Source organism: Cellulomonas sp. ES6 (assembly GCF_030053835.1).
Taxonomy (GTDB): Bacteria; Actinomycetota; Actinomycetes; order Actinomycetales; family Cellulomonadaceae; genus Cellulomonas.
Genome location: NZ_CP125655.1, coordinates 2,513,870 through 2,533,159 on the forward strand (window position 1 = coordinate 2,513,870; position 19,290 = coordinate 2,533,159).

A 19,290-nucleotide genomic window follows, 5' to 3' on the forward strand; every position below is an offset into this window, starting at 1 on the left:
GATGACGTTCGCCAAGGCGATCAACACGGGCCTGCGCAAGGCCCTCGAGCGCGACCCGAAGGTCATGCTCATGGGCGAGGACATCGGCACCCTCGGTGGCGTGTTCCGCGTGACCGACGGGCTGGCGAAGGACTTCGGCACCGACCGCGTCGTCGACACCCCGCTCGCGGAGTCCGGCATCGTCGGCACCGCCATCGGCCTCGCGCTGCGCGGCTACCGGCCGGTCTGCGAGATCCAGTTCGACGGGTTCATCTTCCCGGCGTTCGACCAGATCACGACGCAGCTGTCGAAGATGCACTACCGGTCGCGCGGGCGGCTCACCCTGCCCGTCGTGATCCGGGTGCCGTACGGCGGCGGCATCGGGGCGGTCGAGCACCACTCGGAGTCGCCCGAGGTGCTGTTCGCGCACACCGCCGGCCTCCGCGTGGTCAGCCCGTCGGACCCGCAGGACGCGTACACGATGATCCAGCAGGCGATCGCCTCGCCGGACCCGGTGCTGTTCTTCGAGCCGAAGGGCCGCTACTGGGAGAAGGGCGACGTCGACACGGACGCCGACGCCGTCGCGGCGCCCTCGACGCTCGACGGGGCGCGCGTGCTGCGACCCGGCACCGACGTCACGCTCGTCGCCCACGGCCCGACCGTCGCCACCGCGCTCAAGGTCGCGGACGCGGCCGCCGCCGAGGGGCGGTCGGTCGAGGTCGTCGACCTGCGCGCGATCTCCCCGCTGGACGTGGGCACCGTCGTGGAGTCCGTGCGCCGCACCGGCCGCTGCGTGGTCGTGCACGAGGCGCCCGTGCTGTACGGCACCGGGGCGGAGGTCGCGGCCCGGGTCACGGAGGAGTGCTTCTACCACCTCGAGGCGCCGGTGCTCCGCGTCGGCGGGTTCCACACCCCGTACCCCGTCGCCAAGCTGGAGCACGAGTACCTGCCCGGCCTCGACCGCGTCCTCGACGCCGTCGACCGCGTGCTCGCGCACTGACACCGCCCGACGTCCCACCCCCCACCCAGGGAGCAGCACCCGTGCCGTCCTACCAGCAGTTCCGCCTCCCCGACGCGGGCGAGGGCCTCACCGAGGCCGAGATCGCCGCCTGGCACGTCGCCGTCGGGGACACCGTCGCGATCAACCAGACCATCGTCGAGATCGAGACCGCGAAGTCGCTGGTCGACCTCCCGTCCCCGTACGCGGGCGTGGTCACGCGGCTGCTGGTCGCCGAGGGCGAGACGGTCGAGGTCGGCACCCCGATCATCGAGATCGACACCGACCCGACCGGGTCCGCGCCCGAGGGCGGCGCGCCCGGCGCCACCGGCGTGGGGCCGGAGGTGGCGGTGCAGGACCCGACGTCGGACGCGGAGCCGGTGGCGGCTGCTGCGGCGGCGGAGCCCGCGCCGGAGGCCGAGGAGGCCGGCGGCGCCGTGCTCGTCGGCTACGGCACGGCCGCCGCTCCCACGCGACGCCGGGCGCGGTTCACCTCGGCCGAGGGCGACCCGGCCGCCGGCGCGACGTCGGCCGCCCCCGCCGACGCCGACGTGCGCCCCGCGACCGCCGGGCCCGGCGCGTCCCGGACCGGCGCGGCGTCCGCGGCCCCGGTCGCCGTCCCCGCCGCGGCGCCGTCCGCGACCGAGCCGGACACCCGCGCAGGGGGCCGCGCCCTCGCCAAGCCGCCGGTCCGCAAGCTCGCCCGCGACCTCGGCGTCGACCTCGACTCCGTGCAGCCCACCGGCCCCGGGGGCATCGTCACCCGCGAGGACGTGCTCGCGCACCAGGCCTCCGCCGAGGCCCGCCAGCTCGCCACCTACCCCGGCGACGACCAGCCGTGGCTCGCGTCCGGCACGGTCTCGCCCGACGGCCGGCAGACCCGCGTCCCCGTGAAGTCCGTCCGCAAGCGCACCGCGGAGGCCATGGTCACGTCCGCGTTCACCGCGCCGCACGTCACCGTGTTCCACACCGTCGACGTCACCCGCACGATGCGCCTCGTCGCCCGCCTGCGGGAGGACCGCGAGTTCCGCGACGTCCGCGTGACGCCGCTGCTCATCGCCGCCAAGGCCCTGCTGCTCGCCGTCCGCCGCCACCCGGACGTCAACGCGTCCTGGGACGAGGCCGCGCAGGAGATCGTCTACAAGCACTACGTGAACCTCGGCATCGCCGCCGCGACCCCCCGCGGGCTCGTCGTGCCGAACATCAAGGACGCGCACCGGCTCGGCCTGCGCGACCTGGCGCTCGGGCTCGCGGACCTCACGTCGACCGCCCGCGCCGGCAAGACGACCCCGCGGGACATGTCCGACGGCACCATCACCATCACGAACGTCGGCGTGTTCGGCATCGACACCGGCACCCCGATCCTCAACCCCGGCGAGGCCGCGATCCTGGCCTTCGGCGCCATCCGCGAGCAGCCGTGGGTGCACAAGGGCAAGATCAAGATCCGCCACGTCACGCAGCTCGCGCTGTCCGTCGACCACCGCCTGGTGGACGGGGAGCTCGGGTCGCGGGTGCTCGCCGACGTCGCCGCGGTGCTGGCGGACCCGGCGCAGGCGCTGGTCTGGGGCTGAGGGCGGCGGGCGGCCCGGTCGCTCAGCCGTCCAGGCGGGCGGCGACGTCCGCCGGGAAGCCGCCCGTCGCGACCGGGCCCCAGCGGGTCGGCGTGACGCGGATCAGCGACTTGCCCTGCACGCGCATCGCGGCGCGGTACTCGTCCCAGTCCGGGTGCTCGCCGGCGATGCAGCGGTAGTAGTCGACGAGCGCGTCCTCGGCCTCCGGCATGTGCAGCACCTCGGCGTCGCCGTCGACCTGCACCCAGGGGCCGTCCCAGTCGTCGGACAGCACGAGCACCGAGACGCGGGGGTCCCGCTCGGCGTTGACCGTCTTCGCCCGGCCCGGGTAGGTCGACACGACGATGCGGCCGGACCCGTCGACGCCGCCGCTCACCGGGGACACCTGCGGGCGGCCGTCGCGGCGGGCCGTCACCAGCAGCAGGTGGTGGCGCGGGCGGACGAAGTCGAGCAGCTCGGGCAGGTCGACGGTGCGGGTGGTCGCGATGGATCGGGCCATGGGTCGACCCTAGGCCGCGGCGCGCGCGCCCGCCGCGGAGGGCGCCCGGGCGGGACGTCGCACCGATGTGGCAGGTCGCTTCCGCGGTGCTCTCGGCGAGGGCTAGCGTGGAGGGCCCCGCCCGCCGGCGGTGGACGCGCCGCGCAGCACCGGCGCGGCAGAGGACCGCCCGACGGTCGTACCCGTCCGAGGTGAACCGTGTCCACGCGCACGACGACCGTCCCCGCCCAGGTCCGGGCCCCCGGCGCCCCCGCGCGCAGCCTGCCGGGCCGACGGGCGGTCCTGCACCGCCTGGTGCTCGTCCTGGCGCTCGTCGTCGGCGCCGTCGTGGCTCCGGCTCCGGCGCGCGCCGCGACCGGCTCGCTGGTGCTCGACCCGGCGGTGTCGGCGGCCCTCGGCACCGGGTTCGACGGCGACGTGTGGGTGGTGGAACCCACCGCCGACGGCGGGTACCTGGTGGGGGGCACGTTCTCGCAGTACCAGGGCGCACCCGTGGCGACGCTGGTCCGGCTCGACGCCGACCTCACCCTCGACGCCGGGTTCGCCGCGGCGCTCGGCGCGGGCTTCGCGGGCAGCGTGTGGGCCGTCGTCCCCACCGCGGACGGCGGCTACGTGGTGGGGGGCGACTTCACGCAGTACCAGGGGACGCCGGTGCCCGCGCTGGTGCGCCTCGGGCCCGATCTGACGCTCGACACCGGGTTCGTCTCCGCGGTCGGGGCCGGCTTCGACGGCGTCGTCCGCACCGTGGCCCCGGTGGCCGACGGCGGGTGGCTCGTCGGCGGCGACTTCTCGCAGTACCAGGGTGAGCCGGCGCCCAACCTCGCCCACCTGTCGGCCGACCTCTCGCTCGACACCGCGTTCGCCGCGCTGCTGGGCACCGGCTTCAACTTCGGGGTGTACGACGCGGTGCCGACCGGCGACGGGTACGTCGTCGCCGGTGACTTCTCGCAGTACCAGGGGACGCCCGCCCGGCACCTGCTCCGCCTCACCGCGGACCTCACGCTCGACGCCGCGTTCACCGCCGCCCTCGGCACGGGGTTCGACGACGCCGCGACCGCGGTCGTGCCGCAGGACGACGGCGGGTACCTCGTGGGCGGCGCCTTCACGGCGTACCAGGGGCAGACGACACCGGCGCTCGCCCGGCTGCGCCCCGACCTGACGCTGGACACGGCGTTCGCGGCCGACCTCGGCGCCGGCTTCTCGTCCGCCGTCGTCGACCTGGTGCCCGGGACGGACGGGGCGTTCCTCGCGGCGGGCGTCTTCACGACGTTCCAGGGCACGCCGGCGCCGCACCTCGCTCGCGTCGTCCGGCAGTCCGTGGTGGTGCAGCCCCCGGGCGACCGCACCGGCACCGTCGGCAGACCCACCTCGCTGACCCTGTCGGCCTCCGTGACACCCGAGGTGCCGGTCGTGCTCGCGGCGACCGGGCTGCCCGACGGCCTCGTGCTGGACCCGGCCACGGGGAGGATCGCGGGGACGCCGACCACCGCGGGCCGCTTCGACGTCGTGGTCACGGCGACGGCGCACGGGCTGACGGACACCGCGACGTTCACCTGGACGATCGAGGAGGTGGCGGCGCCCGCGCTCCGGCTCGACCGGCCGCGCCTGTCCGCCGGCGCGGTGCAGGTGGCCCGCGCGACCGGGTTCGCGCCGGGCGAGGAGGTGACCTTCACGCTGGCGCCGGGCGGCGTGCTCGTCGGCCGGGCGGTCGCCGGCACGGACGGGGCGGCGGACCTCTCCTTCACGGTCCCCGCGGGCACCGCCCCCGGGACGGTCACGGTCGCCGCCACCGCGGCTTCCGGCGTGGCGTCCGCGACCTTCGTGGTCGTCGCCGTGCCGGCCGAGACGCCGACGCCCCCGCAGGAGGCTCCGCAGCCGGGTGGGACGCCGGCGGGCGGTGGGCCTGCCGCGGGGTCGCTCGCGCGGTCGGGGACGGAGAGCAGGACGGCCGGGCTGGTCGCGGTCGCGCTGCTGCTCGCCGGCGTCGGCGCGGTCGCCGTCGCGCGGCGCGCCTCGCGCGGACGGGTCTGACGCCGGCCGGGCTGCGCCGGGCGCCGGGCGCCGGGGCCGGTCCGACCGCGGCAGCGGGACGCCGGCGACCCGTCGTGCCGCTACGCGCCGGGCGTGCGCTCCGCCGCCTCCGCGAGCAGGTCCGCGGTGAGCGGGGCGAGCGGCAGCCGCGCGGCGTCCTCGGGCGTGACCCAGACGGCCTCCTCGATCTCGGCCGTCGGCACCGCGTCCGTGATGCCGTCGACCACGAAGACGTGCGCGACCAGGTGGTGGCCGGGCTCGTTCGCTGCGGCGGTCTCGCGGCGCCCGGCGTCCCGGAGCCGGGCACGGTCGACGACGACGGCCAGCTCCTCGCCGAGCTCGCGCACCAGGGCCCCGGCCGGGTCCTCGCCGGGGTCGATCTTCCCGCCCGCCTGCATGAACCGGGTGGTGCCGCGCTTGCGGACCAGCAGCCACCGGCCGTGCGCGTCGGTGATGACGGCAGCGGCGACGCGGATCACGGGCGGGTGCTCGGCAGAGGGCTCGCAGGAGGACACGGTCGGTCATCCTGCCCCCGCGGTCCGGTCCGGCGCCACGCTGGTCCACGTGTCGCCCGCGAGCACCAGGTGGTCGAGCAGGCGGATGCCGCAGTGCGCGGCGCCTGCCGCGACGGCGGCCGCCGCCGCCCGGTCCGCCGCGTGCGGCGCCGCGTCCTCCGGGGCGTGCCGGTGCGCGAGCGCGAGCGTCACCCCGCCGCGCCGCAGGGTCTCGGCGAGGACGTCGCGGGCGTCGAACGGCTCCGCGTGCGCGTCCACGCCCGGCACCACCACGGCGCCCAGCACCCGTGAGGCCCGGTCGCCCGCGACGACGACGAGGCGGCCGTCCACCGGACCCGCGAGCAGCGGCGCCGCGACCCGCGCCACGTCCGCGGGTGTGCGGACCGTCTCGCGGCGGTCGGCGGAGCTGCCGAACCGCCGGGCGAGGGCGAGCGCCGCGACGACGCGGGTCGCCTTGGCCGGTCCGACGCCGGGCACGGTGAGCAGGTCGGTGGACCCGCAGCGCGCGAGGCCCGCGAGCCCGCCACGTGACGCGATGAGGTCGCGGGCGGTCTGCAGGGCGCTCGACCCGCGCCGGCCCGACCCGAGCAGCAGCGCCACCAGCTCCACGTCGGACAGCGCGTCGGCGCCGAGGCGCAGCATGCGCTCCCGCGGGCGCTGGTCGGGCTCGAGGTCGGCGAGCATCAGGGGCGTCACGTCCTCCACGCTAGGGGCCGGACGGTGCCGCACCCCGGTTGTCCACAGGCCCGGCTGCTCGTGCGTCCGGACGGGTCGTCGTCCCCAGGTCGGCGGCACGGCGGCGCCGGGCGGGTGATGATGGGGGCGTGACCTCCACCGCTCCCGTGGCCACCCTGCGCCGCCCCTCCCTGCCTCGCACCGCCGGCCCGGTGCTGGCCGCGCTGCTGCTCGCGCTCGTCGCCCTGCTGGCGACCGCGCCGCGGGCCGCCGCGCACAACTCCCTGCTCGGGACGGACCCGGAGGACGGCGCCACCGTCGCCACGCCGCCGGCCCGGGTCACGCTGACGTTCGACCAGCCCGCGCAGGCGATCGGCACCGAGGTGGTGGTGCTCGGACCGGACGGCGGCACTGTGAGCACCGGGACGCCGGAGCTCGTCGACAGCACGGTCGCCCAGGCGCTCGCGGACGACCTGCCGGCGGGCGCGTACACCGTGCAGTGGCGCGTCACCTCGGCGGACGGGCACCCGCTGTCCGGGGAGCTGACGTTCACGGCGTCCGCGCCCACCCCGCCGCAGGCCGCCGAGCCGGAGGCGCCCTCCTCGTCGGCGCCGCCCGTCGCGCCGGAGCCCACCAGCACGACCGCGGGCTCCGCGACAGCCGGTCCGTCGGGCGCGACCTCGGCGGAGCTCTCGCCGCAGCAGGAGGTCGTGGAGGATGAGGACGCCGGTCTCGAGGCCGGCGTGGTGGCGGTCGTGGTGGTGGCCGTGCTGGCCGCCGGCGCGGTCGCGGTGTTCGTGGTGCGGGAGCGACGCCGCTCCGCCGCGGGCCGGGCGGCGTCCGGCGCGGGTGACGACGGCGACGGTGACGACCGGGACGACGGCGACGACCGGGACGGCCGGGCGGGGCGCTGATGCCCGGTACCGCGACCGCTCGCCCGCCGCGGGCGGCGCCCTCGGGACCGGTCCCCGACGGGACCGGCACCACCGCGCGCGTCCTGCGGCTGACGGCCCTGGGCGTCTCGGCGGTGGCCGCGGTCGTCGCAGGGCTCGCGTTCACGGGTGCCGCCGTGCCGACCGCGCTGCGCGACCCCGGCGCCCTGGTGCGCTGGGGCCTGCCGGTGGCCTCGACGGTCTCGGAGCTCGCGGCGTCCGCGACGCTGGGTGGTCTGGTGCTGCTCGTCACCGTCCTCGTGCGCCGGCCGGACGGCGGCTCCGTCGTGCGCGCGGCCTCGGGCGTCACGGCGGCCTCCGCCGCGGTGTGGACGCTCGCCGCCGTGGTGGAGCTCGTCCTCACCTACGCGAACGTGGCGGGTCTGCGGCTCGACGACCCGGCGTTCGGCGGCGAGCTGGGGCAGTTCGTCACGCAGTTCGAGCTCGGGCGCGTGCTGCTGTTCGTGGCCGTCGCCGCCGCGGTGGTCACGGCGCTCGCCCTCATGACGACGTCGCCGCTCGGTGCCGCGGGGATCTCCGTGCTCGTCCTGACCGCGCTGTGGCAGGCCGCGCAGACGGGCCACGCGGCGGGGGCGGCGAGCCACGACCTGGCGACCTCGTCGATGTTCCTGCACCTGGTGGGTGCCGCCCTGTGGATCGGCACCCTCGTCGCGCTCTCACCGCTGGCGCACCGGCTGGGCGCGGACCTGGCCCCGGCGGTGGCGCGGTTCTCGGTCGTCGCCGGCTGGTCGCTCACCGCCGTCGCGGTGTCCGGTGTCGTCAACTCCGTGGTCCGGCTCGGCACGTGGTCCGACCTGGGGACCCGGTACGGGGTGCTCCTCCTCGTCAAGGTCGCCCTGTTCGGCGTGCTCGGGCTGATCGGCCTCGCGCACCGCCGGCGCGTCGTGTCCCGCCTGGCCGGCGCCGAGCGCGCACCCGCGACGTGGCTGTTCTGGCGCCTCGTGCTCGTGGAGCTCGCCGTGATGGGGGCAGTGTCCGGGGTCGCCGTCGCGCTGGGCGCCTCCCCGCCGCCGGTGCCCGACGACCCGATCACCGACCCGACGCCCGCGGAGATCGTCACCGGGCACGCGCTGCCGCCCGAGCCGGACACGCTCGCGTGGATCACGCAGTGGCGCTGGGACGTGCTGCTCGCGTCCGCGGCCGTCGCGGGGCTCGTCGTCTACCTGCGCTGGGTGCTGCGCCTGCGCCGCCGCGGCGACGCGTGGCCGTGGGCCCGCACCGCGTCGTGGGTGGCCGGCATGGTGCTGTTCTTCTGGACGACGTCCGGGGGCCCGGCGATGTACGGGCACGTGCTCTTCAGCGCGCACATGGTCGAGCACATGATCCTCGCGATGGTCGTGCCGGTGCTGCTCGCCCTGTCGGCGCCCGTGACGCTCGCCCTGCGCGCCCTGCCGGCGCGGTCGTCCGCCGCCCGGCGCGGCGCGCCCGACGCCTCCCGCGGTCCCCGGGAGTGGCTGCTCGCCCTCGTCCACAGCCGGTGGGGCCGGTTCTTCGCCCACCCCGTCGTCGCCGCCGTGAACTTCGCCGGCTCGATGGTGGTCTTCTACTACACCGACGTCTTCCGCTGGGCGCTGACCTCCGAGCTCGGCCACTACGCGATGGTCGTGCACTTCTCGCTCGCCGGGTACCTGTTCGTCAACGCGCTCGTCGGCATCGACCCCGGCCCGACCCGGCCCGGCTACCCGCAGCGGCTGCTGCTGCTGTTCGCGACCATGGCGTTCCACGCGTTCTTCGGCGTCGCGCTCACCACCGGCGACGTGCTGCTGGTCCCGGACTGGTTCGGGCTCATGGGCCGCGAGTGGGGGCCGTCCGCCATCGTCGACCAGCAGCGCGGCGGCGGCGTCGCCTGGGGGATCGGCGAGCTCCCGACCCTCGCGCTGGCGGTGGGCGTCGCGATCGCCTGGGCGCGGGACGACGAGCGGACGGCGCGCCGCCGGGACCGCCGCGTCGACCGCGACGGCGACACCGAGATGGACGAGTACAACGCCATGCTCGCCCGCCTCGCGGCCCGGGACGGCGGCGCCGGCGGCGGGAAATCCGAGGGCGACCGCGCGGACGCGTGATAGGACGGCGGGGTGACCGACGCCTCTGACACCACGCCCGTCCCCGGCACCGCCGACTCCCCGTCCGGCGCGACCCCGCCGACCCCGTTCCACGACCTCGACGCCTACGTCGCCCTGCCGCGGCTGTCCGGGCTGACGCTGTCGCCGGACGGCACCCGCCTCGTCACGGCGGTCGCCACGCTCGACGCCAAGCGCACCCGCTACGTCAGCGCCCTGTGGGAGGTCGACCCCGCCGGCGAGCGCCCCGCGCGCCGTCTCACCCGGTCGGCGAAGGGCGAGTCCTCCGCCCGGTTCGCGTCGACGGGCGACCTGCTCTTCACGTCGGCCCGCCCGGACGCCGACGCCGAGTCCCCGGACGACGAGACACCCGCCGCGCTCTGGATGCTGCCCGCCGACGGCGCCGAGGCGCGCGTGGTCGCCGCCCGCAAGGCCGGGATCGACGGCGTGGCCGTCGCCGAGCACGCCCCGGTGGTGGTCGTGCCGTCGGACGTCCTGCCGCGGGCGACCGACGAGGAGTCCGACGAGCGCCTCATCGGGCTGCGCAAGGACGCGAAGGTGTCCGCCGTGCTGCACAGCTCCTACCCGGTGCGCTACTGGGACCACGACCTCGGGCCGGCCGTGACGCACCTGTTCGCCGCGGACCTGTCCGCCGTCGCCGCACCGGCCGCAGCCGGTGAGCCCCAGACGCGCCTGGCGCTCCGCGACGTCACGCCCGACCCCGGCACGGGCCTGCGGCACCAGGACGCCGTGCTGTCGCCGGACGGCCGGACGCTCGTGACGACGTGGACGCGGCCGGCCGCGCGCGGCGTCGAGCGGCACCGGCTGGTCGCGGTGGACGTCGCGACGGGCAGCCGCCGCGTGCTGGTCGACGACCCGGGCGCCGACGTGTACGGCCCCGTGATCTCGCCGGACTCGCGCCGCGTCGCCTACGTGCGCGAGACGATCACGACGCCGACGACGGCGCCCCGCGAGGAGCTGTGGGTCGTCGGGCTGGACGCGGACGGCCCCGCGCCGCAGCGGGTCGCCCCCGACTGGGACCGCTGGCCCGGCCAGGTCGTGTGGACCCGCGACGGCTCCGGCCTGCTCGTGGCCGCCGACGACGGCGGGCGCAGCCCCGTCTTCCACGTCGACCCCGGCACCGGCGCGGTCACCCGCGTGACGGCCGACGACGCCGCGTTCACGGACCTGCTCGTCAGCCCGGACGGCACCGCGCTGTACGCGCTGCGCAGCTCGTACGCCGCCCCGCCGCACCCGGTACGGGTCGACCTCGCCGCGGCGCTCGGCTCGGGCGCACCGGTCGAGGCGGTCGCCCTGCCCGGTCCGACGCCGCTGCCCGCCCTGCCCGGCACGCTGACGGAGGTCACGGCGACCGCCGAGGACGGCGCGGCCGTGCGGGCGTGGCTCGTGCTGCCGGAGGGCGCGTCCGCCGCCGCGCCGGCGCCGCTCGCGCTGTGGATCCATGGCGGTCCGCTCGGCTCCTGGAACGCCTGGTCCTGGCGCTGGAACCCGTGGATCCTGGCCGCCCGCGGCTACGCGGTGCTGCTGCCCGACCCGGCGCTGTCGACCGGGTACGGGCAGGACTTCGTGCAGCGCGGCTGGGGCGCGTGGGGGGCGGCGCCGTTCACCGACCTCATGGCGGTCACCGACGCGGCCGTCGCCCGCGCGGACGTCGACGAGACCCGCACGGCCGCGATGGGCGGCTCGTTCGGCGGCTACATGGCCAACTGGGTCGCCGGGCACACCGACCGGTTCCGCGCGATCGTCACCCACGCGAGCCTGTGGGCGCTGGACCAGTTCGGGCCCACGACGGACAGCTCGTACTACTGGGAGCGCGAGATGACCGCCGAGATGGCACTCGCGAACTCGCCGCATCTGTCGGTCGAGAAGATCGTCACCCCGATGCTGGTGGTGCACGGCGACAAGGACTACCGGGTCCCGATCGGCGAGGGGCTGCGCCTGTGGTACGAGCTGCTGTCCCGCTCGGCGCTCGCGGCGGACGACGAGGGACGCACGCCGCACCGGTTCCTCTACTTCCCGGACGAGAACCACTGGGTGCTGACGCCGCAGCACGCCAAGGTCTGGTACCAGGTGGTGGAGGCGTTCCTGGCCGAGCACGTCCTGGGCCTGGCCGGGGACGACCTGCCGCCGCTGCCGGAGGTGTTCGGCTAGGCGAACGCCCGCCGGGACACGTCGGACACCCCACGGTTGCGCAACCCAGCGGTTGCGCAACCGTGGGGTTCGCTCCGTTCCAGGCCTCCGAGCGCCGTTCTCGACGCGCGCGCCGGCCCGACCCGCACCACACTCGGTTCCCAGACCCGGGGCACCCCGCGCCCGGGCCGGTGGAAGGAGTGGCGACCATGGGCATCGGCGGCGGCATCGCGCTGATCGTCATCGGGGCGATCCTCACGTTCGGCGTGAGCGACAACATCTCCGGCGTGGACCTGACGGTCATCGGCTACATCTGCATGGGTGCGGGCGTGCTCGCGCTGATCCTCGCGCTGGTCCTCACCAACCAGCGCGCGAACACCTCGCACCGCGAGGTCGTGGAGCGCTACGAGGACCGCACGCCGCCCCCCGCGGCGTGACTGCCTGACCCGGCGGGCGGTGCGGCGCGCGACCGCACCGCCCGCTCCCGGCCGGCGCGTCCTGCGACGCGCCGGCCGGTGACCGGTCGAGGACGACCAGCACCCGGACACCGCGGGACGACCGCCGGGCCCGGTCGTGTTCACTACTCCTGTGACCACCAGCCCCACCCGTCTCCCGAAGGTCCGCGCGTCCGAGCTCGTCGGCCGCGGCTGGCTCAACACCGGCGGCCGGGACGTCTCGCTCGCGGACCTGCGCGGCAAGATCGTCCTGCTCGACTTCTGGACGTTCTGCTGCATCAACTGCCTGCACGTCCTGGACGAGCTGCGCGAGCTCGAGGAGCAGTACCGGGACGTCCTGGTGATCGTCGGCGTCCACTCCCCGAAGTTCGTGCACGAGGCCGACCCGGTCGCGCTCGCGGCCGCCGTCGAGCGGTACGAGGTGCACCACCCCGTGCTGGACGACCCCGAGCTGGTCACGTGGTCCGCGTACACCGCGCGGGCGTGGCCGACGCTCGTCGTGGTGGACCCCGAGGGCTACGTCGTCGCGCAGATGGCCGGCGAGGGGCACCGGGCCAACGTGGCGCGGCTGGTGGCCGACCTCGTCGAGGAGCACGACGCCAAGGGCACGCTGCACCGGGGCTCCGGCCCGTACGTGCCGCCGGAGCCGACGGCGGGGACGCTGCGGTTCCCCGCGAAGGCGGTCGAGCTGCCCGGCGGTTCGCTGCTGGTCGCGGACGCCGGGCACCACGGCCTGGCGGAGCTGGCCGCCGACGGGGAGACGCTGCTGCGCCGGATCGGGTCCGGCGAGCGCGGCCTGGCCGACGGCGGCCCCGACGAGGCCCGGTTCAGCGAGCCCAACGGCCTGGCGCTGCTGCCCGAGGACGTGGCGGCGGCGGTCGGCTACGACGTGCTGGTGGCCGACACGGTGAACCACGCGCTGCGCGGCGTGCGGCTGGCGGACGGCCACGTCACGACGGTCGCCGGCACGGGGGAGCAGTACCTCGTCGGGCAGCCGACCGTGCCGTCGCCGCTGCCGGGCCGGCCGGACCTCTGGCGCACCGACGGCGTGCCGCGCGCGGGGACCTCCGTGCCGCTGTCCTCGCCGTGGGACGTCGCGTGGTCGCCGCAGACGGGCACCGCGCTGGTCGCCATGGCGGGGGACCACCAGCTCTGGGCGTTCGACCCGCTGTCCGGCGCGGTCGAGCCCGTCGCGGGCACGATGAACGAGGGCCTGGTCGACGGCGACCCGCGCGAGGCGTGGTTCGCGCAGACGTCCGGCGTGGCGCTCGGCGCCGGCGGGCGCCTGTGGCTGGCCGACTCGGAGGTCTCGGCGCTGCGCTGGATCGACCCGGGCGAGGTCCCCGGCACCCCGGGCGCCGGCCCCGCGGACGCCTGGACCGCCGCCACGGTCGGGACCGCCGTGGGGGCGGGGCTGTTCGACTTCGGTCACCGCGACGGCGCCGCGGACCAGGCGCTGCTGCAGCACCCGCTCGGCGTGGCGGCCCTGCCGGACGGGTCGGTCGTCGTCGCCGACACCTACAACGGCGCGGTGCGGCGCTGGGCCCCGGGCGGGGACGGCGGCGCGGGCGAGGTGTCGACGCTCGCGACCGGCCTGGCCGAGCCGAGCGGCGTGGTCGTGCAGGTCGACCCCGAGGCGGGCGGCGTGACGCTGGTCGTCGTGGAGTCGGCCGCGCACCGGCTGACGCGTCTCGCCCTGCCGGCGACGCTCGCGGGGGAGGTGCTGGACGCGGGCGCCCACCGCACGCAGCGGCCGGTCACCGAGATCGCGCCGGGCGGGCTGGCCCTCGACGTGGTCTTCACCCCCGCGGCGGGCCAGAAGTACGACGACCGCTACGGACCGTCCACGCTGCTGCGCGTGTCCTCGACCCCGCCGGAGCTGCTGCTCGACGGCGCCGGGGACGACGTGCCGCTGACGCGGACGCTGCGGATCAACCCCGAGGTCGCGGACGGCGTGCTGCACGTGACCGCCCGCGCGGCGTCCTGCGACGACGACCCGGCGATCGAGTTCCCGGCGTGCCACCTGAGCTCGCAGGACTGGGGCGTCCCGGTGCGCGTCGTCCCGGGTGCCCCGGCTGCGCTGACCCTGCCGCTGCACGGCTGACGTCCCGGACGCGTGCCGCGGCGCGGCTGAGGCGGCGGCCGACGGTGCCGCGGCGCCGCGATCAGGACGCGCCGAGCACCGCCAGCGACACGAGCGTCTGCAGGGTCGTGCCGACGGTGCGGTCCGTCGACGACAGCGTGGACTCGAGCTGCACGGTCCACGGGGCGCTCGCGAGCTCGACCTGCCGCATGCCGCTGACGTGCAGCGAGGACGTGCCACCCCGCGCGACCACGACAGGTCCGTCGCCGGACGCTCCGGCGTCCCGGGACACCGTCCACCCCGAGCCGCCCATCGCCTCCGTCAGCGCCGCGGCGAGTGCGCACAGGCGTGACAGCGGCGCGGGCGCGGTCGCGGCGAGCGCGGTGACGCCCGCGGCGACCGCCCGGCCGAGGACGGCGCCGGGGTCGTCCGCACGGTACTGACGGGCGCGGGCCGCGGCGTGGCTCCGCTTCGCGTGGTACTGCGCGGCGTCCGCGCGCCGGAACAGCGAGCGGGGCGTCGGGGCGGCACCCAGGGAGCCGCGGGCCGACGAGGCGATGCCGTAGGACAGCGACGACCCGTGCGGCAGCGTGGCGTCGCCGACGGTCGCGTCCATCACCTGCACCACGGTGGTCCGCGGGATGCCGCACGTGACGATGCAGAACTCGTCCCCGCCGATCCGCGCGGCGGTGGACCCGGGCAGCCCGCTGCTCGCGCGCCGGAGCACGGCCGCGACGGCGCGGAGCAGGTCGTCGCCGGCGTCGTGCCCGAGCTCGTCGTTCACCCGCTTGAGTCCGTCGACGTCGCACATCACGATGCACGTCTCGTCGCCGGAGTCGATCGCGGCCTGCGCCGCCTCGTCGGCGACGCGGCGGGTGCTCAGGCCGGTGAGCGCGTCGTCGGACACCAGGTGGCGCACCTGCTCCGCCAGGTCGAGGCGCGCGATGTGGGCGCCCAGCAGGGTGCCCAGCACCTCCCCGCGCGCGGCGTCGTCGCGGGTGAACGGCAGCGCGGGCGCGTCCCGGACGGCGCACAACGCGCCCCAGAGCTCGCCGTTCACCACGACGGGCGCCACCAGCGCGGGGCGGGAGCGGCCCGCGTCCTCCCCGGGACCGTTGCGCCACGTCTCCTGACGGTGGTCGAGCGCCCGGGCGGCCTCGCCGTCGCGGACGGCGTCCAGCACCGCGGCGGCCTCGTCCGCGGGGTCGGCGGCGAGCACCTGCCACTGGTCCAGCTCGCGCCTGGCCACGGCGGCGACCCCGGCGCGCAGCACGTCACGCGTGGCGGCGGCCGCGGCGTCGTACGCGTCGGCCAGCGTCAGCAGCCCGCCGAGGCGGTGCGCGAGCAGGGCGAGCTGCCGGGCGTCGTCCCCGTCACCCCGGGGCGCGGCCTCCCGGGCCGGCGTCGGTGCGTCGGTCACGGGCCCATCATCGCCGACGCGCGCCGCCGCCACACGGGTTCGGGGCGGCGACGGCGCGCCCGAGCGGGTGATCCGGGCGGCGTCAGGCCGGGACCGGCTCCGCCTCGAGCCCGGCGCGCTCACCGGCGCCGACGGCGCGCAGCACGAACATCACGGTGGACTCCACGGCGCGCTCGCGGGCCTCGGGGTCGTCCGGGAGCCCCCGGCCGCTCAGGCAGGCGTTGACCAGGGAGACGGTGGTGCCGAGGTCCTGCTCCGGGAACTCCCCGGACTCGATGCCCGCGGCGAGGATGCGGCGCAGCAGCGACTCGACCAGCACGACGTGCTCGCGGACGCGCTGCTGGGTGCCGCGGGAGAGCACCGAGCGCAGGTCCGGCCCGGGCGCCAGGTGGTAGTCGCGCTTGAGCTCGCACTGCGCCCGCACGTAGGCGCGCAGCTGGGCCGTCGGGTCGTCGACGCCGGCCAGCTCCGCCTCCAGGGCGGCCACGTACTGCTCGGTCTCGTGCAGGATGAAGCCGACGAGCATCGACTCCTTGTCCGCGAAGTGGTTGTACACCGCGGTGCGTCCGACGCCGGCGGCCTGGGCGATGTCGGCGAGCGTGATGGCGTCGAAGCCGCGCTCGCCCATCAGCCGGGACAGCGCGCCGAACAGCCGCAGCCGGGTCTGCTCGCGGTGCTCGTGCAGCGAGCCGCCGATGATCTTGGGCATGCTGACATTCTCGCACGAGGTGTCAGCACGTCGCGCCGCGGCCCGTCAGGCCGGCCGGTGCCGCCCGGCCAGCGCCGCGAACAGCGCCCTGTTGTGCCGGAACGCGGCACGGGCCCGCTCGACCACGGCGTCCCGCTCGGCGTCGGAGAGGGGCAGGGCGTCGACCCGGGCGCGGTACAGGTCCTTGAACGGCTTGGGCTTCGGCACCGCCGGGAACGCGTAGAACCCGACGCCGGCGTCCGGCACGCCGTAGTGGCGCTGCACCATCCGGCCGATGACCTGCCCGCCGGACAGGTCGCCGAGGTAGCGCGTGTACGCGTGCGCGACGTACGCCCCGGCGTCCGCGCCGCCCGCCCGGATCTCCGCGGCGTACGCGGCGGTCGCCGGCAGCGGGTCGGCGGCCTCCCGCCACGCCGGGCCGAGCAGGTGCGCCAGGTCGGACTCGAGGGCGGGGACGCGTCGCAGCTCGTCGAAGACCACGCCCGACCCGGCGGGGGTGGCCCGGACCGCGTCGCCGACCTCCTCCAGGGCGCAGTACACGGTGTGGAGCTGCAGGGCGAGGTCCGCGTAGGCGGCCACGGTGAGGCGGCCGGCGAGCAGGTCGTCCACGAACGCCGAGCCCTCCGCGGCCTCGTGCTCGGCGCGGGTCCCCTCGCGCAGCATCGTCGACAGGGGCGTGCGGGCGTCGCCCTCGTCGGGGCGGGGCGCGGCGGCGGGCAGGTCGTGCGTGGCGGTCATCGCGGCTCCCGGACGTGGTGGCGCGGCGTCGTCCTGACGCCGCGTCAGCAAACGTACCCGACGAAGTTAGGTTTGCCTACCCTGGGCGCCACGGTCGCCGTCGGCGACGGCGAGGTCGACGGGTCGCGCGGAGACCGTGCCGCCGGACCGGCGAACCGGGCGCAGATGACGACCGCGCGGGCGGCCACCGGGTTACCGTGCAGGACGTGACAGCTGACGCCGCACCCGCGCCGACCGACCCCGACGAGCCCGACGAACCCGGCAGGCCCACCGCCGGCGACCCCGCCCCGGCCTACGCCCCCGCCACGCCCGACGCGAAGGACTGGACGTGGGTGCTGCGCGAGCGGTGCCCGGAGTGCGGGTTCGCCGGGACCGACGTCGCCGGCCCGCAGGTGGCCGGCACCATCCACGACCTCGTCCCGCGCTGGCGGGCGGCGCTCGGCCGGATCGACGTCCGCGACCGCCCCGACCCGGCCGTCTGGTCCCCGCTGGAGTACGGCGCGCACGTGCGCGACGTCCACCGGGTGTTCGACGAGCGGCTGCGGCTCATGCTCGAGGAGGACGGCCCGCAGTTCCCCAACTGGGACCAGGACGCGACCGCCGTCGAGGACCGCTACGACCTCCAGGACCCAGGGCGCGTCGCCGACGAGCTGGCCGACGCCGCCGCGGCGCTCGCCGCCCGGTTCCAGACCGTGCGCGCCGACCAGTGGGAGCGCACCGGGCTCCGCTCGAACGGCTCCGCGTTCACCGTGACCACGCTCGGCCAGTACTTCCTGCACGACGTGGTGCACCACCTGCACGACGTCGGGGCCTGAACGCCCGGCACCGCTCGCCAGGCACCGCGCGCCCGGCTCCGCAGACGCGGCGAGGCCCCTCGGACGCTTACTCCGAGGGGCCTCGATCCGTGGACGACGCTACGGCGCCCCGCTCGTGCTGCGTGGGAGGCGCGCCGGGGCGCCCGTCATCCACAGATTCTGTGCACAGCCCTGTGAGCTCCGCGCGATCACGCAGGTGAACATGTGGACAACATGTGCATGCAGCGGTGGATGAGAATTGCCTGCTCCAGGCCCTTGCGGCGCGTTCCCGGGCAGGACTAGAACTGCTCCATCGACCTCGACGGACACCCCGTCACCGCAGGACGACCGGTTCGCCGGACGCCCTCGGAGCGGGACCGGAGAGGTCGGGCCAGAGGGAGAACGACGGGACGTCCCGGCCGGGAGACCGGCAGGGCTGCGGATGACGACGCAGAGTCCTCGTAGGACCCCGACGGCCTGGTCGCCGCCGTCCCGCCCGCGGGAGGTGCCCTCTCGGGGGTGCCCACCGGGTGCCGGGACGGAGCCGCACCGTCAGAGCGGCCGCCGGTCCCCGACTCGTCGGGGGAGCCCGGTCGACGGCCACGGGAAGGGCCCCTCGGACGCTTACTCCGAGGGGCCCTTCTCCGTGCCCGGGCGCACTTGTCCACAACCGCCTGGTTGTTGTCCACAGCCTGTCGTCCCCCGTATCGCCGCGTATCGACACCCGTTCGAGCGATATGTCCGGTTGTTTCCACAGGTTCTGTCCCCAGGTTGTGCACCGGGTCCCAGGTCAGGCGCGATCCGGACCCGCGGCCTGTGGACACCCGTCCGCCGGCTGTGGACCCCGTGTGCACGGACCGGGGTCAGCGCTCCGGCCCGGCGACGGCAGAGGCCTGTGCGGGCGCCGTGAACCGGACGCGCATCCCCGTCGCGATCGACTCGGCGTGCCGGAGCAGCTCGGGGTACCGCTGGCTGCCACGGGTGTCGAACCGGAGCTGCACGGCCTGACGCGCGTCCGGCGGGAACACCGTCCACACCACCTCGTGCCGTGCGGCGCCCTCGCTGCGCAGCGCGACGACGGCCGCACCGGCGGGCACCTGCGACCGGCTCGCGGCATGGTGCGCGATCCGCGTGGTCGTCCGCCGTGACCGGTAGATCTTGCGCCGCACCCGTCCCAGGTACGTGTCCGCCGCGTCCGGCCCCTCGGGCGACTCCGCGAGCAGCTCGCACGCCAGGGACGCGGCCACGTCCCCGGTCGGCTCCGGCACCCACACGCCGGCGCGGACGTGCCGGGTGTGCAGGTCGAGCACCGCCCTGTCGACCGCCTCGACCGCAGCCCGCAGCCGCGCGCCCGCGACGGGCCCGCTCGCCAGCTCGTCCGCCGCGCGCCGGGCGGCACGGGGACCGTCGCCCGGTCGCCAGACGCGCCAGCGCTCCGGCAGCTGCAGGTCGATCGACGCGATCTGGCGTTCCATGTGGTGCCTCCCCCTGCTCAGGAGGTCGCACGCTAACCGCCGCCGAGCGGCACCCAGTGGCCACTGAGTGGTGCCCCCACCGACCGACTGGGGGTCTCGCGCCGCCGACTGAGGGGCGGGGGTCGGTCAGGACCGCGTCACGTCGCGAGCGGCTCCCACCATGCGTCTCGCCCGCCAGCGGCTCG

At 76.6% G+C, this 19,290-nt stretch carries 16 protein-coding genes; 9 read left to right on the plus strand and 7 right to left on the minus strand.

Features of this window, described 5'->3' with window-relative positions; translation table 11 throughout:
- Position 1: 1 nt before the first annotated feature.
- Positions 2–979 carry an alpha-ketoacid dehydrogenase subunit beta gene (locus P9841_RS11735; protein WP_222172894.1) on the plus strand — a complete coding sequence of 326 codons (978 nt, stop codon included), beginning with the start codon at positions 2–4 and terminating at the stop codon, positions 977–979.
- Positions 980–1,020: 41 nt separating this feature from the next.
- Positions 1,021–2,547 (plus strand): dihydrolipoamide acetyltransferase family protein, encoded by a 1,527-nt coding sequence (locus P9841_RS11740; protein WP_283321937.1) that lies wholly within the window; start codon positions 1,021–1,023, stop codon positions 2,545–2,547.
- A gap of 22 nt (positions 2,548–2,569) precedes the next feature.
- Here P9841_RS11740 and P9841_RS11745 read toward each other — a convergent pair whose 3' ends face one another.
- Entirely contained in the window at positions 2,570–3,046 is a 477-nt protein-coding gene (locus P9841_RS11745; protein ID WP_283318854.1) for a PPOX class F420-dependent oxidoreductase, read from the minus strand.
- Positions 3,047–3,244: 198 nt separating this feature from the next.
- Here P9841_RS11745 and P9841_RS11750 point away from each other — a divergent pair, with 198 nt between their 5' ends.
- Complete coding sequence (locus P9841_RS11750; RefSeq protein ID WP_283318855.1) at positions 3,245–5,077, plus strand: putative Ig domain-containing protein; 1,833 nt, start codon at positions 3,245–3,247, stop codon at positions 5,075–5,077.
- 80 nt (positions 5,078–5,157) lie between these two features.
- Here P9841_RS11750 and P9841_RS11755 read toward each other — a convergent pair whose 3' ends face one another.
- Both P9841_RS11755 and P9841_RS11760 read right to left on the minus strand, forming a co-directional pair.
- Positions 5,158–5,556 (minus strand): NUDIX hydrolase, encoded by a 399-nt coding sequence (locus P9841_RS11755; RefSeq protein WP_283318856.1) that lies wholly within the window; start codon positions 5,554–5,556, stop codon positions 5,158–5,160.
- A gap of 42 nt (positions 5,557–5,598) precedes the next feature.
- Positions 5,599–6,288, minus strand: a complete 690-nt coding sequence (locus P9841_RS11760) for a UPF0758 domain-containing protein (protein WP_283318858.1) — start codon at positions 6,286–6,288, stop codon at positions 5,599–5,601.
- Positions 6,289–6,416: 128 nt separating this feature from the next.
- Here P9841_RS11760 and P9841_RS11765 point away from each other — a divergent pair, with 128 nt between their 5' ends.
- From P9841_RS11765 to P9841_RS11785, 5 genes are all read left to right on the plus strand, one after another.
- Positions 6,417–7,181 carry a copper resistance CopC family protein gene (locus tag P9841_RS11765; RefSeq protein ID WP_283318859.1) on the plus strand — a complete coding sequence of 255 codons (765 nt, stop codon included), beginning with the start codon at positions 6,417–6,419 and terminating at the stop codon, positions 7,179–7,181.
- Positions 7,181–9,283: a bifunctional copper resistance protein CopD/cytochrome c oxidase assembly protein gene (locus P9841_RS11770; RefSeq protein ID WP_283318860.1), complete on the plus strand. Its 2,103-nt coding sequence runs from the start codon at positions 7,181–7,183 to the stop codon at positions 9,281–9,283. The genes P9841_RS11765 and P9841_RS11770 overlap by 1 nt, the downstream gene beginning before the upstream one ends.
- Before the next feature lie 12 nt (positions 9,284–9,295).
- Positions 9,296–11,452, plus strand: coding sequence for a S9 family peptidase (locus tag P9841_RS11775; protein WP_283318861.1), 2,157 nt, complete (start codon positions 9,296–9,298; stop codon positions 11,450–11,452).
- 188 nt (positions 11,453–11,640) lie between these two features.
- Positions 11,641–11,868, plus strand: a complete 228-nt coding sequence (locus P9841_RS11780) for a DUF6458 family protein (protein WP_283318862.1) — start codon at positions 11,641–11,643, stop codon at positions 11,866–11,868.
- A 151-nt stretch (positions 11,869–12,019) separates the two neighbouring features.
- Positions 12,020–13,990 carry an NHL domain-containing thioredoxin family protein gene (locus P9841_RS11785; RefSeq protein WP_283318863.1) on the plus strand — a complete coding sequence of 657 codons (1,971 nt, stop codon included), beginning with the start codon at positions 12,020–12,022 and terminating at the stop codon, positions 13,988–13,990.
- 61 nt (positions 13,991–14,051) lie between these two features.
- On the opposite strand, the gene P9841_RS11790 is transcribed toward P9841_RS11785, so the two are convergent.
- The 3 genes from P9841_RS11790 to P9841_RS11800 form a co-directional block, all read right to left on the minus strand.
- The gene (locus tag P9841_RS11790) at positions 14,052–15,389 is read right to left on the minus strand and encodes a GGDEF domain-containing protein (RefSeq protein ID WP_283318864.1); all 1,338 of its coding nucleotides are present in this window, start codon (positions 15,387–15,389) and stop codon (positions 14,052–14,054) included.
- An 82-nt stretch (positions 15,390–15,471) separates the two neighbouring features.
- Positions 15,472–16,098 carry a TetR/AcrR family transcriptional regulator gene (locus P9841_RS11795; RefSeq protein ID WP_283318865.1) on the minus strand — a complete coding sequence of 209 codons (627 nt, stop codon included), beginning with the start codon at positions 16,096–16,098 and terminating at the stop codon, positions 15,472–15,474.
- A 45-nt stretch (positions 16,099–16,143) separates the two neighbouring features.
- Positions 16,144–16,836 carry a biliverdin-producing heme oxygenase gene (locus P9841_RS11800; protein WP_283318866.1) on the minus strand — a complete coding sequence of 231 codons (693 nt, stop codon included), beginning with the start codon at positions 16,834–16,836 and terminating at the stop codon, positions 16,144–16,146.
- 332 nt (positions 16,837–17,168) lie between these two features.
- Between P9841_RS11800 and P9841_RS11805 the strand changes: the two genes are divergently transcribed.
- Entirely contained in the window at positions 17,169–17,651 is a 483-nt protein-coding gene (locus P9841_RS11805) for a DinB family protein (protein ID WP_283321938.1), read from the plus strand.
- An 842-nt stretch (positions 17,652–18,493) separates the two neighbouring features.
- Here P9841_RS11805 and P9841_RS11810 read toward each other — a convergent pair.
- Positions 18,494–19,105 carry a hypothetical protein gene (locus P9841_RS11810; protein ID WP_283318867.1) on the minus strand — a complete coding sequence of 204 codons (612 nt, stop codon included), beginning with the start codon at positions 19,103–19,105 and terminating at the stop codon, positions 18,494–18,496.
- Positions 19,106–19,290: the final 185 nt, after the last annotated feature.

What these genes read in the sequence shown, in the direction of transcription:
- P9841_RS11735 (WP_222172894.1), top strand. Translation starts at nt 2, where the DNA reads ATGACGTTCGCCAAGGCGATCAACACGGGCCTGCGCAAGGCCCTCGAG.
- P9841_RS11745 (WP_283318854.1), bottom strand. Translation starts at nt 3,046, where the DNA reads ATGGCCCGATCCATCGCGACCACCCGCACCGTCGACCTGCCCGAGCTG.
- P9841_RS11770 (WP_283318860.1), top strand. Translation starts at nt 7,181, where the DNA reads ATGCCCGGTACCGCGACCGCTCGCCCGCCGCGGGCGGCGCCCTCGGGA.
- P9841_RS11780 (WP_283318862.1), top strand. Translation starts at nt 11,641, where the DNA reads ATGGGCATCGGCGGCGGCATCGCGCTGATCGTCATCGGGGCGATCCTC.
- P9841_RS11795 (WP_283318865.1), bottom strand. Translation starts at nt 16,098, where the DNA reads ATGCCCAAGATCATCGGCGGCTCGCTGCACGAGCACCGCGAGCAGACC.
- P9841_RS11800 (WP_283318866.1), bottom strand. Translation starts at nt 16,836, where the DNA reads ATGACCGCCACGCACGACCTGCCCGCCGCCGCGCCCCGCCCCGACGAG.
- P9841_RS11810 (WP_283318867.1), bottom strand. Translation starts at nt 19,105, where the DNA reads ATGGAACGCCAGATCGCGTCGATCGACCTGCAGCTGCCGGAGCGCTGG.